The 14,283-nt window shown below is 73.3% G+C and carries 15 protein-coding genes; 8 read left to right on the top strand and 7 right to left on the bottom strand.

What is annotated here, in order from left to right; genetic code table 11:
- Nucleotides 1-41: 41 nt before the first annotated feature.
- Together F9278_RS03295 and F9278_RS03285 are read left to right on the top strand one after the other, a co-directional pair.
- Nucleotides 42-515, top strand: coding sequence for an NUDIX hydrolase (locus F9278_RS03295; RefSeq protein ID WP_152166907.1), 474 nt, complete (start codon nucleotides 42-44; stop codon nucleotides 513-515).
- A gap of 321 nt (nucleotides 516-836) precedes the next feature.
- Nucleotides 837-1,415, top strand: coding sequence for a TetR/AcrR family transcriptional regulator (locus F9278_RS03285; protein ID WP_152173669.1), 579 nt, complete (start codon nucleotides 837-839; stop codon nucleotides 1,413-1,415).
- An 18-nt stretch (nucleotides 1,416-1,433) separates the two neighbouring features.
- On the opposite strand, the gene F9278_RS03280 is transcribed toward F9278_RS03285, so the two are convergent.
- A complete protein-coding gene (locus F9278_RS03280; protein ID WP_264300206.1) occupies nucleotides 1,434-1,757 on the bottom strand; it encodes a hypothetical protein in 324 nt (107 codons plus the stop codon).
- Here F9278_RS03280 and F9278_RS46810 point away from each other — a divergent pair.
- Nucleotides 1,713-1,889, top strand: coding sequence for a hypothetical protein (locus F9278_RS46810; RefSeq protein ID WP_226966614.1), 177 nt, complete (start codon nucleotides 1,713-1,715; stop codon nucleotides 1,887-1,889). The genes F9278_RS03280 and F9278_RS46810 overlap by 45 nt on opposite strands.
- An 88-nt stretch (nucleotides 1,890-1,977) precedes the next feature.
- Here F9278_RS46810 and F9278_RS03275 read toward each other — a convergent pair whose 3' ends face one another.
- From F9278_RS03275 to F9278_RS03255, 5 genes are all read right to left on the bottom strand, one after another.
- Nucleotides 1,978-2,964, bottom strand: coding sequence for a protein-ADP-ribose hydrolase (locus F9278_RS03275; protein WP_152173668.1), 987 nt, complete (start codon nucleotides 2,962-2,964; stop codon nucleotides 1,978-1,980).
- 2 nt (nucleotides 2,965-2,966) lie between these two features.
- Nucleotides 2,967-3,875, bottom strand: a complete 909-nt coding sequence (locus F9278_RS03270; protein WP_152166904.1) for an SDR family oxidoreductase — start codon at nucleotides 3,873-3,875, stop codon at nucleotides 2,967-2,969.
- 97 nt (nucleotides 3,876-3,972) lie between these two features.
- Nucleotides 3,973-4,857 carry an SIR2 family NAD-dependent protein deacylase gene (locus F9278_RS03265; RefSeq protein ID WP_226966613.1) on the bottom strand — a complete coding sequence of 295 codons (885 nt, stop codon included), beginning with the start codon at nucleotides 4,855-4,857 and terminating at the stop codon, nucleotides 3,973-3,975.
- Nucleotides 4,858-4,953: 96 nt separating this feature from the next.
- Nucleotides 4,954-7,266, bottom strand: a complete 2,313-nt coding sequence (locus F9278_RS03260; protein ID WP_152166903.1) for an ABC transporter permease — start codon at nucleotides 7,264-7,266, stop codon at nucleotides 4,954-4,956.
- Nucleotides 7,263-8,012, bottom strand: a complete 750-nt coding sequence (locus tag F9278_RS03255; RefSeq protein WP_226966612.1) for an ABC transporter ATP-binding protein — start codon at nucleotides 8,010-8,012, stop codon at nucleotides 7,263-7,265. Before F9278_RS03255 ends, F9278_RS03260 begins: the two co-directional genes overlap by 4 nt.
- A 140-nt stretch (nucleotides 8,013-8,152) precedes the next feature.
- On the opposite strand from F9278_RS03255, the gene F9278_RS03250 reads away from it, so the two are divergent.
- The 5 genes from F9278_RS03250 to F9278_RS03230 all read left to right on the top strand — a co-directional run bounded on the left by F9278_RS03250 (nucleotide 8,153) and on the right by F9278_RS03230 (nucleotide 13,640).
- A complete protein-coding gene (locus tag F9278_RS03250; protein ID WP_152166902.1) occupies nucleotides 8,153-9,106 on the top strand; it encodes a sensor histidine kinase in 954 nt (317 codons plus the stop codon).
- Nucleotides 9,103-9,789: a response regulator gene (locus tag F9278_RS03245; RefSeq protein WP_152166901.1), complete on the top strand. Its 687-nt coding sequence runs from the start codon at nucleotides 9,103-9,105 to the stop codon at nucleotides 9,787-9,789. The genes F9278_RS03250 and F9278_RS03245 overlap by 4 nt, the downstream gene beginning before the upstream one ends.
- A 284-nt stretch (nucleotides 9,790-10,073) precedes the next feature.
- Nucleotides 10,074-11,498: a hemolysin family protein gene (locus F9278_RS03240; protein ID WP_152166900.1), complete on the top strand. Its 1,425-nt coding sequence runs from the start codon at nucleotides 10,074-10,076 to the stop codon at nucleotides 11,496-11,498.
- Nucleotides 11,495-12,517 carry a hemolysin family protein gene (locus F9278_RS03235; protein ID WP_152166899.1) on the top strand — a complete coding sequence of 341 codons (1,023 nt, stop codon included), beginning with the start codon at nucleotides 11,495-11,497 and terminating at the stop codon, nucleotides 12,515-12,517. The genes F9278_RS03240 and F9278_RS03235 overlap by 4 nt, the downstream gene beginning before the upstream one ends.
- 145 nt (nucleotides 12,518-12,662) lie before the next feature.
- Complete coding sequence (locus F9278_RS03230; protein WP_152166898.1) at nucleotides 12,663-13,640, top strand: ion transporter; 978 nt, start codon at nucleotides 12,663-12,665, stop codon at nucleotides 13,638-13,640.
- On the opposite strand, the gene F9278_RS03225 is transcribed toward F9278_RS03230, so the two are convergent.
- Nucleotides 13,607-14,203 (bottom strand): hypothetical protein, encoded by a 597-nt coding sequence (locus F9278_RS03225; RefSeq protein ID WP_226966611.1) that lies wholly within the window; start codon nucleotides 14,201-14,203, stop codon nucleotides 13,607-13,609. The two genes, F9278_RS03230 and F9278_RS03225, sit on opposite strands and share 34 nt — an antisense overlap.
- Between the last annotated feature and the right edge of the window lie 80 nt (nucleotides 14,204-14,283).

Raw genomic sequence — 14,283 nt, 5'->3', positions numbered from 1 at the left:
ATGCGACGGGGTGACGGAACCGGCCCGTTAGGGTCGGCTCCATGGCTACCCCTGATTTCCTGCTCACACTCCGTGTTTCCGCCGGCCACCAGCTGCTCTGGCTCCCCGGAGTCACCGCCCTCGTCTTCGACGACGAGGGCAGAGTGCTGCTCAACCGCCGGTCCGACAACGGAGAGTGGTCGCTCATCGGCGGCATCCCGGACCCGGGGGAGCAGCCGGCGGCCTGTGCCGTGCGCGAGGTGTACGAGGAGACGGCGGTCCGCTGTGTGCCCGAACGGATCGTCCTCGTCCAGGCCTTGGACCCGGTGCGGTACGACAACGGGGACGTCTGCCAGTACATGGACACCACGTTCCGCTGCCGTGCGGTCGGCGGCGAGGCCCGGGTCAACGACGACGAGTCGCTGGACGTCGGCTGGTTCTCCCTGGACGCCCTGCCGGACCTGAGCGAGTTCGGGCTGTTCCGGATCAAGCAGGCGATGTCCGACACGGCCACCTGGTTCGACCCACAGGTCTGAACCGGCGTCCCCCATCGCACAACACGAGTCCCGCGCTCCACGCCCCGACGGCCCGTGGCGGGCTGCCCCGCCCCGCCCGCGCTCGCCGACGCCTTCTGCGCGACCCGGCTCGACGGCGACTGGGGCCACGCCTACGGCACCCCTCCCGGGCACCGCCGACCTGGACGGCATCCTGCGCCGGGCCCTGCCCGCCGGGTGACCCCGGGGCGCGGTGGTGACATGGCGGTCGGGCGTTCGGGCTGGCTGCACATCGCGGTAAGGCAGCCCTAAGTGGACATCTGTCCGTCAGGGCTGGGCGGGTGTCAGGGAAGAAGGCCAGTGGTGTCTACGGGTGAGGTGCCCCAGCGGTCCGACGCGCAGCGCAACCGCCAGCGCATCCTGGAAGTGGCGCTGGCCGAACTGCCGCGTGCCGCCGACGTCCCGCTCAGCACGATCGCCAAGAAGGCGGGCGTCGGACAGGCCACCTTCTACCGCAACTTCCCCGACCGCGACGCGCTCGTCCTGGAGGTCCACCGCCAGGAGATCCAGCAACTCGTCGACAGCGCCGACGCGTTGCTGCGCACGCAGGCGCCCGACGACGCGCTGCGCGCGCGGATGGACGGCCTCGCCCGCTACGCCACGGCCAAGGCCGGTCTCGCGGACGCGCTGCGCCAGGCCTCCGCCGCGACGGGCGGCGCGGCCAAGCCCGGCCATCCGCTGCTGCTCGCCGCGATCGAGCGGCTGATCGACGCCAACCACGAGGCCGGCACCATCCGTTTGGGGGTGACCGCCGACGACTTCGTCCTCGCCATCGCCGGTATCTGGCAGATCGCCCCCCAGGGCGACTGGCAGCCCCGCGCCGCCCGTCTCATCGACCTCGTCACGCGCGGCCTGCGCGCCGGAGCGCCCGGCCGCGAGTGACCCCGCCGGGCCGTCCGTTCAGGAACGGTCCAGGGTGCGGCGGACGACGTACGGCAGGATGCCGCCGTGGCGGAGGTACGACAGCTCCTGCCCGGAGAAGATCCGCAGCCGCAGCGCCACGGTCTCCACACGGCCGTCGCCACGGGTGACGCGCAGCAGGACGGGACTGCTCCCCACGGACACCGCGTCGACGCCCTCGAACGTCAGCTCCTCCTCCCCGGTGAAGGTGTACGAGGAGGCGCCGTCGCTCCCGGTGAACTCCAGCGGCAGTACGCCCCTGCCGATCAGATTGCTGCGGTGGATGCGTTCGTACGACTCCGCGACGACGGCCCGGACACCCAGCAGGGCCTGCGCCTTGGCCGCCCAGCCGCGGTGGTCGGGTTCGGCCGCGACATCGGTCCCCGCGCTTGTCGAGTGGAGATGGAGGTGGAAGTGGAGGTGGAGGTGCAGGACAAGGTGGAGCGAGTGGAGTAAGGGGCCATCCTAGGAGTTCCGGTGCGCCCTCGGTGGGGCGGCCGGGGGCGTCGGCGGAGCGAGGGGCGACCGGTTGCCCGGCCGGCCCTCAGACGGTTGAGGTTTCGCCGAGTGCGCGTCGGTACACGGCCTCGTCGTCGGCTTCGAAGACGTTGAGGACGACCCGGTCGAGGCGGCCGGGGTGTGCGGTGAGCCAGTCGGAGACGGTGCGCAGGGCGACGCGGGCCGCTTCCGGCTTGGGATAGCCGAAGACGCCGGTGCTCACGGAGCAGAAGGCGAGAGTACGGATCGTCCCGACCTCGGCGGCGAGGTCCAGACAGGCCCGGTACGCGCAGGCCAGGGCCTCGGCGTCGCTCGGCGCGGGGCGGCCGTGGATCACCGGGCCGACCGTGTGCAGGACATGGGCGGCCGGCAGATGGTGACCCCGGGTGATCTTGGCGGTGCCGGTGGGCTCCGAGGCGCCCTGCAAGGTGACCACGGTGTGGCAGTCGTCCCGCAGCCGGGGCCCGGCGGCGCTGTGGATCGCGTTGTCCACGCAGGGGTGCAGGGGCTGGAAGCAGCCGAGCAGCGCGCTGTTGGCCGCGTTGACGATGGCGTCCGCCGCGAGCGTGGTGATGTCGCCCCGCCACAGGGTCATGTGCTCGGCCGACCGGTGGGCGGTGTGCGGGAACTCCTCGGCGATCGTGGGCAGCCCGTCGACGGGGACGGCCGGCCGCAGCCGGCGCTCCAGGTCCAGGACCGTGTCCACCGCGTCGTGCGCGTCGGCCGGCAGGGGGCCCGGCGGACGCACGGTCAGCAGCGCGCGCAGCACCCGGCGAGCCGTCGCCGCGTCCGCGTCCGCGAGGTCCCGCAGGGTGTCGGCCCGCAGGCCGAGCCGGGGTACGGCCGGGTCGGTGCTCAGCAGGTTCAGCGCCGCGCGCACGGACGCGTCCAGTTCCCCGGCCGAGGCGGCGGAGGAGGGAGTGGGCCGGGCGACGGGCTCGTCCAGGGCGATCGCCGCGCGGTAGGCGGCGAGCGGCAGCGCCGAGGGCGCGACTGTCCGTGCGGTCCGGCCGTCGTACGGGGTGTGCGGCATTGTCACGGGAGGTTCCGGGTGGTGGTGCGCAGGACGTCGGCGAGGGAGCGGGCGGGGTGGCCGGTGAGGTCGGGGACGGCACCGCTGACGCCGTCGAGTTCGCCGGTCGCGATGGCCGTGTAGGTGGAGACCCAGGCGTCGAGCTGCCAGGGCGGGGCGTTGTACGAGGCCCGCGAGGCGTACGCCTCCTCGATCGTCTCGGCCTGATAGCGGACCGGGCGCCCGAGCCGCTCGGTGAGGATCGCGGCGGCCTCGTCCAGCGTGAGCGACTCCGGGCCGGTCAGATCGTAGGTCGCCCCCGCGTGGTCGGCGGGCCGCGTCAGGATCGCCGTGGCGGCGTCCGCGATGTCGTCCTGGGAGACGAACGCGGCGCGCCCCTGCCCGGCGGGGCCCCGGATGACGCCGTCCTCGCCGGCCAGACGCGGGACGAAGTCCGCGTACAGGTTGTCCCGCAGGAAGGTGTGGGCGAGGCCGCTCGCCCGGATGTGCTCCTCGGTGTGGAAGTGGTCCCGGGCGAGGGTGAAGGCGGCGTCGGGCGCGGCGCCGAAGAAGGACACGTACACCAGGTGCGCGACCCCCGCCTCCACGGCCGCGTCGACGAACGCCCTGTGCTGGGCGACCCGGTCGACGCTCTCCGAGGCGGAAACCATGAACACGGTCCGCGCGCCGGTGAGACCGCGTACGACGGCGTCACGGTCGCCGAAGCCGCCCTTGACGACCGTCGCGCCCGGCAGCACGGGTACCCGCTCGGGGCTGCGCGCCAGCAGCCGCTGCGCCACCCCCTGCCCGGCGAGCAGCCGGGCGACGCGTCCGCCGAGGTGTCCGGTGGCTCCGGTGACCACGATCGGCGTGTTGAGGTCGGCCGGGTCGGCCGGGTCGGCCGGTGTGGTCGGTTCTGAGGGGCTCGTCATGGTGCCTTCACGTCCTGGTGGGTCGATGTCTTCGATGGTTCTGCCGCGCTGGTACCCGCAGCGGTCCTGCCGTCCTCCGTGCGCGCCCTCGTGTTTCTCACGTGGTGAGCGCGGCCAGCAGCCGGTCCGCCGTGAACGGCAGGGGCAGGGCCCGGTCGCCGAGGTCGGCGGGGACCTCCGGGTGGTCGGGATTCACCCGCACCAGGCGGGCCCCGGGGGTGTGCCGTACGACGTTCTCCATGGGCCACCGGATCACGCCGGGGGTATTGAACCCGGCGCCGATCTCCAGGACGAGCAGGCGGGCGGTGTCGGGCGCGTCGCCGAGCCAGCGGTTCAGCCGGTCACCGGCGGGCATATGGGCGCCGTCCACGAACTCCGGGCCCACTCGCACGTTCGGGAACACGTCCGCGCCGCAGTTCGGGCAGACGGGCAGGGCGGCCGGGTCGGTCACCCGGCCCGTCTTCCGGTCGTAGGCGGCGAGGACCCGGTCGAGGAACGGTTTCGCCGCCCAGGTCTCCTGCACGCACGGCACGGTGCACTGGAGGCGGCCGTAGTCGCCCTGGGGGGCGAAGATCCGGTCCGGGGCGAAGCCGTTGCGGGCGAACAGCGCGTCGACGTTCGACGTCATCACCCAGTGGTCCCGGTCGCCGACCAGCGAACGCAGCCGCCGGTACAGCGGGTTGGGCGCGGAGCCGTGGCGGATGTCGTCGATATGTACGGCCCAATAGCCCCACATCATGTCCGGCGGCAGCGGTACGCCCAGCAGATAGCGGGAGCGCAGACCGAGTCCGTACAGCGCCGGGAGCAGTTCCCTGAAGCGCTCGGTGTCGCCGTAGTCGTATCCGGCGGCGGCGCTCAGCCCCGCGCCGGCCGCGACCAGGACCCGGTCGGCCGCGCCGAGCCAGGAGCGGAGTGTCTCGGCGGCGGCCGGGAGACCGGCGGGTGATGCCATGTCGTGCGCGGCGTCGTTCTGGACCGTCATCTGTCGTGATCCTTTCAGGGTTCCCTCCCAACGTAGGGCGGCCGGCCGCCGGGGTGAGGGTCGGATCGGGACCGATGATGGTCGGAATCGGTCCCGTCACTCGTTGCGCAGCACCTCCGCGACCGTCAGCCGTGCCGCGCGGCGGGCCGGGACGTACGCGCCCAGGACCGCGATGACGAGGCCCGCGAGCGCGAGGCCGGCCAGGGCCGGGGCGCTCCAGACGTCCGTCATGTACGACGGCAGGGTGATGTTCACGGCGTCCGCCATGCGCGGGACGACCAGCCGGTGGCCCGCCATGCCGAGGGGGATGCCGAGGAGCGAGCCCAGGGCGCCGAGCAGCGCCATCGAGGCCACCGTCATCACCGTGACCTGGCGCGGTGTCATCCCGATGGACTTGAGCATGCCCAGGTCACGGCGGCGGTCGCGGGTGTTGAGGACGGCCGTGTTGAAGACACCGAGGGACGCGACGGCGGCCAGCAGGAGCGTGAGGGCGGTGGCCGACCCGATGATCGTCTGTGTGACGGAGTTGGCGCCGGTCGGTGACGGGCTGAGCCCCGGATCGGCGGCCTCGGCGGCGCGGGCGTAGGCGTCCGGGTCGGCGCCGTCGCGGAGCCGGACGTGATAGGCGATGGGCTTCTCGCCCGGGGCCACGGACCGCATGGTCGACCAGTCGACGACCACGACACGGGCGTTGCTCTCCATGAACTCCCCGACGACGACCAGGTCCGCGTGCCGGTCGCCCTTCTCCACACGGATACGGTCACCGACGCCCAGCCCGTTCCGGCGCAGGAACGCCGAACCGGCCACGACCTCGCCGGAGCCCTGGAACCACCGGCCCCCGGTGAGCACGCTGTCCATCCGGGGCCGGTCCCCCCGCCGTGCTTCGAGCCACAGTTTCTCCGCCGAACCCGCGAGCCGGGCCTCGGTGTTGCCCCTGGCGGTCACCTCGCGCGCGCCCGGCAGCGCGCGCAGCAGGGAGCGCAGGGCGAGGTCGTCGTGCACCGGCCTGGTCTCCTTGCCGGCGTGGACCTTCCCCACGTAGACGGTGACCTGGTAGGCGTCGCGGCCCGCGTTGCCGAACCGGTCCATCGTCGTGGCCAGACCGGTCGCGAAGGTCACCGTGGTCACGCCCAGGACCACGGCCGCCAGGGTGAGGGCGCTGCGGCCCGGCCGGGCGAACGGCAGCCCCAGCCCCAGGCTCACCGGGCGCGGCAGCCGGCTGCCCGCCAGCCGGCGCTGGACACCGAGCGCCCGCCCGGCGCGCGGCGCGCTGCCCGCGCTGATCGCCCGCGCGGCGGACAACCGGTGGGCGCGCACGGCCGGCGCGAGCGCCGCGAACAGACACACGGCGGGCATCCCGAGCAGAGCGAGCACGTTCACCCAGGGCGCGAGCGCGACACTGCCGTGGAACACCCCCGCGTCCGGCCCCGTGAACACGGACTCCAGCAGGGGCCGCGCCGCCAGATTGCCCGCGACGGTCCCGAGCACACAGCCGAACACGGCCGGGACGGAGATCATCACCAGATAGACGGCCACCACCTGCCCCGGCGTGAACCCCAGCGACTTGAGGATGCCGATGTGCCGGAAACCGGAGATCACCGCGCCGCTGACCACGTTGGCGACGATGAGCACGGCCACCACGATGCCGAGGAAGCCGAAGGCCAGCAGATACGGCGCGTAGGCCCGCGCCGAACTTCCTATCTGGTCCTTGAGGGTGAGGTACGACCTCGAACCGGTCAGCGCTCCCGTCGGCAACCCCTCTGTCACCGAGGCCAGTTGTGCGCGCAGTCGGCTCTCCGACGAGGCGTCCGTGAAGCGGAACAGCAGCTGCGCGGCCGTGGGCTTCAGGGCCCCGATCTGCTCGGGGGCGACCCAGGCGTCGGCGGTGCGGCTCAGGTCGAAGGCGAAGCCGACGATGGTCAGGGCCGGGCCCGAGGGCACCCGGAGCTTCTTGCCGAGGTCGTCCGCCGTCCAGTCCGACTGCCGGTTGAGGACGACCTCACCGGGTCCGGTGGCCCAGCGGCCCGCCCACAGGTCGAGCCGGTCCACCGGGCCGCCGGGGTCGGACCGGCCCACGACGGTGAGTTCGTCGCCGAGGCCGAAGTTCATCGCCTCCCGGGGCAGTTCGACCGAGGCCTGGGCGAAGGGGCCGGCGCTCGCCGCCACCCCCGACCGCCGTGCCGCGCGCGCCAGTCGGCCGTCCGAGACCTTCCCGGAGTCGAACGCGGCGATGACATGGGGTCCGCGCTGCTCGCCGAAGGCCTTGTCGAACGGCGAGGAGGCCGCGTCGACCAGACCGAGCGCCACCACGATCGCCGTCGTCGAGGTCAGCGTGACCAGGGCGATCACCAGTGTCTGGAGCCTGCGCCGCCGTACCGCCGCCCGCGCGGCCCGCCACACGGCCCTCATACGGACGGCTCCAGGGTGTGTTCGCCGGTGACCCGGCCGTCGGCGAACTCGACGAGACGGCCGGCGCAGCGCCGGGCGAGATGGTCGTCGTGGGTGACCAGGATCAGCGTCTGGCCGATCTGGTTGAGGTCCAGCAGCAGATCCATCACCTGCTCCCCGGCCCGGCTGTCCAGTGCGCCGGTCGGCTCGTCGGCCAGCAGCAGGGCCGGACGGTTCATCAACGCCCGCGCCACGGCGACCCGTTGCCGCTCACCGCCGCTGAGGACCGCCGGGTAGGCATTGCGCCGGTCGGCGATACCGAGTTCGTCGAACAGCTCCAGCGCGCGGCGGCGGGCCTGCCGCGCCGGGCTGCCGGTCAACTGGGCGGCCAGCGCCACGTTGTCGAGCGCCGACAGATCGTCGATCAGGTTGAAGAACTGGAAGATCATGCCGATACGGCGCCGCCGGTACAGCGCGAGCCCCTTCTCGCTCAGCTCCCCCACGTTCTCGCCGTGCACCGTCACCGTGCCGCCCGTCGGACGGTCCAGCCCCGCGATCATGTTCAGCAGCGTGGACTTGCCGCACCCCGAGGGCCCCATCACCGCGACCGCCTCCCCGGCCCGTATCTCCAGCGACACCCCGTCCAGCGCCGTCGTCTCCCCGTACTCCTTGCGCACCCCGTCGAGCCGTACGACGGTCTCCGCCCCGCTGCCCGCGTCGTCCTCGCCCTCGTGGTTCTCATGGCGTTCGTTGTTCTCAGTGACCATGCGTCGGACGCTAGGCGAAGGACGCGGCCCGGACATCCCTCCCCGGACGGCACCCGGTTCCGCTCCTCATCCCGCAGATGCAGGGGCCCGCATCCCTGGGCTGATGCGCGGCGCCGGGCCGTTCTGCGAAGGTGAACCCCATGTGGGAGTGGGGGGTCGACGGTCCGGTGGCGGCGCTGGGAGCGGTGGGTGCGCTCGCGGCCTGGCTGGCGGTGGTACTGGTGCGCACCCGGCGACGCTGGCGGCGCGCCGTGGGGGAGCGCGGCTGGCTGCTCGAACGGGAGCGGGAGAGTGCCGCGTCGGCCGCGATCGCCGCCGAACGGGACCGCATCGCACGGGAGTTGCACGACATCGTCAGCCACAACGTCAGCCTCATGGTCGTCCAGGCGGGGGCCGCCCGCGAGGTGCTCGGCACCATGCCGGACGAGGCCGCGGCGGCCCTGCTGGCCGTCGAGGACGCGGGGCGCGGCGCGATGACCGACCTACGGCATCTGCTGGGGCTGCTCGCACCCTCGCAGGACGGCGAGGACGCGGGGGACGTGGGGGATGCGGGAGGCATGGAGAAGGCGGGGGACGTGGGGGAGGGTGTGGCCGGGGGCGGGAGCGGGACGGTCCCCTCGGGTACGGGTCGGCGCGGTGGCGACCGGGGAGAGCTGGCGCCGCAGCCCGGCCTCGACCGGCTGGGGTCGCTCGTCGACCGGATCTCGTTCGCCGGGCTGCCCGTGGAGGTACGGATCTCCGGTGAGCCCCGCCCGCTGCCGCGGGGCGTCGACGTGACGGCGTACCGGATCGTGCAGGAGGCCCTCACCAACGCGCTCCGGCACGGCGACGGCGGCAAGGCCGAGGTCACCGTGCGCTACGCCGACCACGCGCTGCGCGTGGAGGTCCTGAACACCGGCCCCAGCGTGCTGACCGGCGGCGACCCGGGCGGGCCGCACCCCGCGCGGCCCGCCCGGCGTCACCGGGACGGCACCGGGCGCGGGCTGCTGGGCCTGCGCGAGCGGGTCGCCGTGTACGGCGGCGACCTGGACGCCCGGCGCCGCCTCGGGGGCGGCTACCGGGTCCGGGCCCGGATCCCCCTGGACCGGCCGTGACGGCGGCGGACGCGGTGTCGGCACCGGCACCCCGGGTGCTCGTCGTCGACGACCAGACGCTGATCCGGACCGGGTTCCGGCTGATCCTCACCGCCCGGGGCATCGACGTGGCCGGCGAGGCGGCCGACGGCGTGGAGGCGGTGGCGATGGCCCGTGAGCTGGAACCGGACGTCGTCCTGATGGACATCCGGATGCCGAACATGGACGGCCTGGAGGCCACCCGCCGCATCCTGGACCGCGCCCCGGCCTGCCGGGTGCTCATGCTCACCACCTTCGACCTGGACCGCTACGTGTACGCGGCCCTGTCGATCGGCGCCAGCGGCTTCCTGCTGAAGGACGTCACGCCACGCCACCTCGCGGCGGCCGTACGGCTGGTCGACACCGGGGACGCCCTGCTGGCCCCCACCATCACCCGGCGGCTGGTGGAGCGCTTCGCCACGGAGGCCGCCCACCCGCCCGCCGCGCACGCCGACCTCCGGTCCCTGACACCCCGCGAACTGGAGGTCCTGACCCTCCTCGGACGCGGTCTGTCCAACGCGGAACTCGCCGCCGAGCTGACCCTCAGCGAAGCCACCGTGAAGTCCCATGTGGCCCGTATCTTCGCCAAGCTCGACCTGCGCGACCGCGCCCAGGCCGTGGTGGTCGCGTATGAAAAGGGGCTGGTCAGGGCCGGGGGAACCTAAGCCCGACGGGGAGCGACGGGGAGCGGCGGGGAGCGATGGGGAGCGATGGGGAGCGATGGGGGCGGCCGAGGAGCAGCGGGGAGCGCCGCGCCGGGGGGCGGGGTGATCGCGACGGTCGCTTCCGGGAACGAAGATCGGGTCGCGATCGTTCACGTGCCGCACACCAACTGAAGGAGCAAGCCCGTGTCCGCCAGACCGACGGACTCCCCGGGGCACAGTCCCCGACCACCCCGCCAGACCTTGGCTGATCGTTTCGATCGCGGCACGCGACGGGGTGGTGTTCGATGAGTGCCGCGAACGCCGTGCTCGGCCTGCTGGCCGTCCTCGTCCTCACCGCCGGTACCGGCTATTTCGTCGCCCAGGAGTTCGCGTACGTCTCCGCCGACCGGCTCGCCCTCGCGCGCGAGGCGGAGGCCGGCGACCGCCGGGCGGCCCGCGCCCTGACCGTGCTGGAGCGGCTGTCGTTCATGCTGTCCGGTGCCCAGCTCGGCATCACCGTCACCGGTCTGATCGTCGGCTTCATCGCCGAACCGTCCGTCTCCGCCCTGCTCGAACCGGCCCTGACCGGCGTCGGCGTCCCCGAGGGCGCGGTCGGCGGGATCTCCGTCGTCCTGGCCTTCGCGGCGGCCACCGTCGTGCAGATGGTGCTGGGCGAGCTGGCCCCGAAGAACCTCGCCCTCGCCGTCCCCGAGCGGCTGGCCAAGTCGCTGGCCGGTTCCACGCTCGCCTATCTGAAGGTCGTGGGCCCGGTGGTGCGCGTCTTCGACGGCGCCGCCAACCGACTGCTGCGCCGGGTGGGCATCGAGCCCGTCGAGGAACTGCACCACGGCGCCACCCTGGAGGAGCTGGGCCATCTCATCGGCGAGTCCCACGAGCAGGGCGAACTGCCCAAGGACACCGCCGAACTCCTCGACCACGCCCTGGAGTTCTCCGAGCGGACCCTCGACGAGGTGATGGTGCCGCGCGCGGCGGCCGTCTTCGTCCGCAAGGACGCCTCCGGCGCCGAGGCCGTCGAACTGATCGCGAGGCACGGCCACTCGAACTACCCGGTGCTCGGCGACCACCCGGACGACATCACCGGCGTACTCGGCGTCCGCGAGCTGATGCGGCTGCCCGCCGGACCCCTCACCGCCACCAGCGCGGGCGCCCTCGCCCGCCGCCCGCTGCTCCTGCCGGACACCCTGCCGCTGCCGGAAGCGGTGACCCGGATGCGGGAGCGGGACGACGAGTTCGCCGTCGTCCTCGACGAGCACGGCGGTGTCGCCGGCATCGTCACCTACGAGGACATCGCCGAGGAGCTGGTGGGCGACATCGCCGACGAGTCCGACACCGTCATCGCACTCGCCGTCGCCGACGGCACGGGCTGGCTGGTGGACGCCGGTCGCCGCCTCGACGAGGTCGCCGACGCCACCGGGGTCGACCTGCCCGAGGAGGAGGACTACGACACCGTCGCCGGGCTCGTCGTGGACCGCCTCGGCCGCTTCCCCGCCATCGGTGACCGGCTCACCGTCGACCTGCCCGACGGCGGGCGCGCCGTGATCGACGTACGCACACTGGACCGGCATGTCCCCGACCGGGTCCGCCTGGAGCGGCTGCCCGCACTCGTCGAGCCCGAGCCCGAGGCCGAACGCGACGGGAAACACGACCAGAAACGCGACCATGAACGCGACCAGAAACGCGACCAGAAGCGTCGGGAGGAACAGGCATGAGCTTCCCCATGGCGCTCTTCGTCACCGTTCTGCTGCTGATCGGCAGCGGGTTCTTCGTCGCCGCCGAGTTCGCGCTCGTCGCCGCCAAACGCCACCGCGTGGAACAGGCGGCGGCCACCGGGCAGCGGGGCGCCAGGGCGGCCCTCGCCGGGATGCGCGAGCTGTCCCTGATGCTGGCCGGCGCCCAACTCGGCATCACCGTCTGCACCCTGGGCCTCGGCTCCGTCTCCAAGCCCGCCATCTCCCACGAACTCGACCCCCTGCTGCACGACCTGGGCCTGCCCAGCGCGCTCAGCTACGGCGTGGCCTTCGTGGTCGCCATGGTCGTGGTCGTCTTCCTGCACATGGTCGTCGGCGAGATGGCGCCCAAGTCCTGGGCCATCGCCCACCCCGAGCGCTCCGCGATGCTGCTGTCCCCGTCCTTCCGGGCCGTGGTCAGGGTCGTACGACCACTGATCGGGCTGCTCAACCGGGTCAGCAACGCGCTGGTACGGCTGTGCCGGGTGACCCCGCGCGACGAACTGGCGTCCGTGCACAACCGCGAGCAGCTCACCCATCTCGTGGCGGAGTCGCAGCGGCTGGGGCTGATCAGCGAGGCCGACTCCGAGCTGATCACCCGTTCGCTGACGGAGCCCGGGACCCCGGTGCGCGAACTCGCGGTCCCGGCCGCCGAGATCACCGCGGTCGACGCGGACGCCGATGTGGAGGCCGTCCTCCGGGCCGCCGCCGACCACGACCGCACCCGGCTCCTGGTGCGCGCCGACGACACCACCGTCCTCGGCTCCGTCCACGCCCGTGACGCCCTGGTCGCCCGGACGAAGGGGCGCGCGGTCACCGCCCGTGCCCTCGCCCGGCCGGTGCCGCGACTGTCGCAGGACGCGACCGTGGCCGACGCCATCGACGTCCTGCGCCGGCACCGCGCCACGCTCGCCCTCGTCCACGACGACACGGGCCGCCTCACCGGTCTCGTCAGCCTGGACGACCTGCTGGCGCGCTATCTGCAACCCAGGGCGGCGTGACCGGCCGCACACGACGCACCTCGCCCCGGCGGCTCGCGCCGACGGTGCTGTAGAAGTCTCCTGGAGCGTGATCGTTCCACCGGACCCGCCGCCCGCACCCGGGGCGGCGGGACGTCGCGCTGCGCGAAGGAGCAGGTACAGCAGGATGACCGACCCGCACGACCGTACGACCACGGACCGGCGGCCCCCGCGCCGGGCACTCGCGGAATGGGCCCGCGCCGTCACGGAGGCCCGCTGGTTCGCCGTCACCGTGTTCGCCCTGATCCTCACCAACGCGGCACTGCTGGGCGTGGAGACCTACAGCGCGCTGGTGACGGGCTGGGGCGGCTGGTTACGTCTCGCCGAGCACCTCTGCCTCGCCGCGTTCACGGTCGAGATACTGCTGCGTGCCTGTGCGCACGCCGACCGCCCCCGCGACTTCCTCCGCGACCCGTGGAACCTGTTCGACCTGGCCGTCGTGGTCTCCGCGTTCCTGCCCGTCGTCCGCGAGAACGGCACGATCCTGCGGCTGCTGCGCCTCGCCCGGGTCCTGCGCACCGCCCGCTTCCTGCCCCAGCTCCGCGTCTTCATGGTCGCCGTGGGCCGCAGCCTCCCCGGCACCTTCAGCTTCCTCCTCGTCGGCGCCCTGCTGCTGTACGTCTACGCCATGGTCGGCTGGGTCTTCTTCGCCGACCACGACCCCGAGCACTTCGGCTCCCTCGGCCGCGCCGTCCTCACCCTCTTCCTGCTGATGACCCTGGACGGCCTCGGCGACGCGGTCCGCGCCGGCCTGGAGATCTCCCGCTGGAGCATCGTCTACTACGCCTCCTACGTCCTCCTCGCCTCCTTCGTCCTCGTCAATGTCCTCATCGGCGTCGTCATCAGCTCCCTGGACGAGGCCCGCGAGACGGAACGGGAACAGGAGGACAGCGCGCGGGCCCAGGCCGCGGAGGGGGGAACCGCCGCCGACGGGGGAACGGCCGCCGAGGACGAGCTGCGCGCCCGCATCCTGGCCGCCCGCCAGGCCCTGGACGCCCTGGAGTCGACCCTCCGGCCCAGCCCACCGCACCGGCAGAGCCCGCCACACCGGCACGTCACGTCCCGCGCCGCTCAGGACTCCTCGGACGCGCTCAGCTCCCGCTGACCACGTGCGAGCCGGTCCCGTTCCGTGGAGTGCCACCGCGGCAGCGGCCCGGCCACGCCCAGGTCGTGGCGCATCGCCTCGCGCAGGGCCTCGATGAGGCCCCACAGCGCGTGCTGCGCCTCGGCCGCCGCGGCCACGCTCTCACCCGGCCGGGACGTGCCCTGCTCCAGGCGTTCGACCTGGCCGTAGGTCCGGTTCAGGGCGCCGTTCACCTCGGCGCCGGGAAGGACCACCGTGTCCGGGGCGATCATCAGGGCCTCGGACCAGCGGTCGCGGTAGCGGTCCTTGGTGTCCTCCAGGGCCTGGATGTCGTCGGTGTCGGCGGTCCGGTCCCGCAGGACGTACAGGTGGCGGCTGAGTGCGGTGGCGAACTGCCTTGCGTCCCGGTGGAGTTCGGCGTAGCAGCCGCGCCGCAGCTCGCGGTGGAGGCGGGCCTCCTCGAAGGCCTGGGCCATTTCCAGCTCGCGCCGCTTGGCCCGTTCGGCGCCGCGCTGGGTGAGCAGCGCGGCCCCGAGGGTCCCTGCGACACCCGCCATCGCGATCAGTACCGCACCGAGATCCATCCGATCACCCTAACCGTCCTACGGGGAAAGGGGGTTGGACGGCCTACGGGCGAGGCGGGCGGCCATTTCTCGGCGCCGTG

Origin of the sequence: Streptomyces phaeolivaceus (assembly GCF_009184865.1) — a bacterium.
Taxonomy (GTDB): Bacteria; Actinomycetota; Actinomycetes; order Streptomycetales; family Streptomycetaceae; genus Streptomyces; species Streptomyces phaeolivaceus.
The sequence above is the reverse complement of the archived record's forward strand: the minus strand, read 5'-3'. Positions and strand labels throughout refer to the sequence as shown.

Coding starts and splice junctions, on each gene's coding strand:
- F9278_RS03230 (WP_152166898.1), top strand. CDS start 12,663: ATGACCGACCCGCACGACCGTACGACCACGGACCGGCGGCCCCCGCGC.
- F9278_RS03225 (WP_226966611.1), bottom strand. CDS start 14,203: ATGGATCTCGGTGCGGTACTGATCGCGATGGCGGGTGTCGCAGGGACC.
- F9278_RS03295 (WP_152166907.1), top strand. CDS start 42: ATGGCTACCCCTGATTTCCTGCTCACACTCCGTGTTTCCGCCGGCCAC.
- F9278_RS03265 (WP_226966613.1), bottom strand. CDS start 4,857: ATGACGGTCCAGAACGACGCCGCGCACGACATGGCATCACCCGCCGGT.
- F9278_RS03250 (WP_152166902.1), top strand. CDS start 8,153: ATGTGGGAGTGGGGGGTCGACGGTCCGGTGGCGGCGCTGGGAGCGGTG.
- F9278_RS03275 (WP_152173668.1), bottom strand. CDS start 2,964: ATGCCGCACACCCCGTACGACGGCCGGACCGCACGGACAGTCGCGCCC.
- F9278_RS03270 (WP_152166904.1), bottom strand. CDS start 3,875: ATGACGAGCCCCTCAGAACCGACCACACCGGCCGACCCGGCCGACCCG.
- F9278_RS03255 (WP_226966612.1), bottom strand. CDS start 8,012: ATGGTCACTGAGAACAACGAACGCCATGAGAACCACGAGGGCGAGGAC.
- F9278_RS03235 (WP_152166899.1), top strand. CDS start 11,495: ATGAGCTTCCCCATGGCGCTCTTCGTCACCGTTCTGCTGCTGATCGGC.
- F9278_RS03260 (WP_152166903.1), bottom strand. CDS start 7,266: ATGAGGGCCGTGTGGCGGGCCGCGCGGGCGGCGGTACGGCGGCGCAGG.
- F9278_RS03240 (WP_152166900.1), top strand. CDS start 10,074: ATGAGTGCCGCGAACGCCGTGCTCGGCCTGCTGGCCGTCCTCGTCCTC.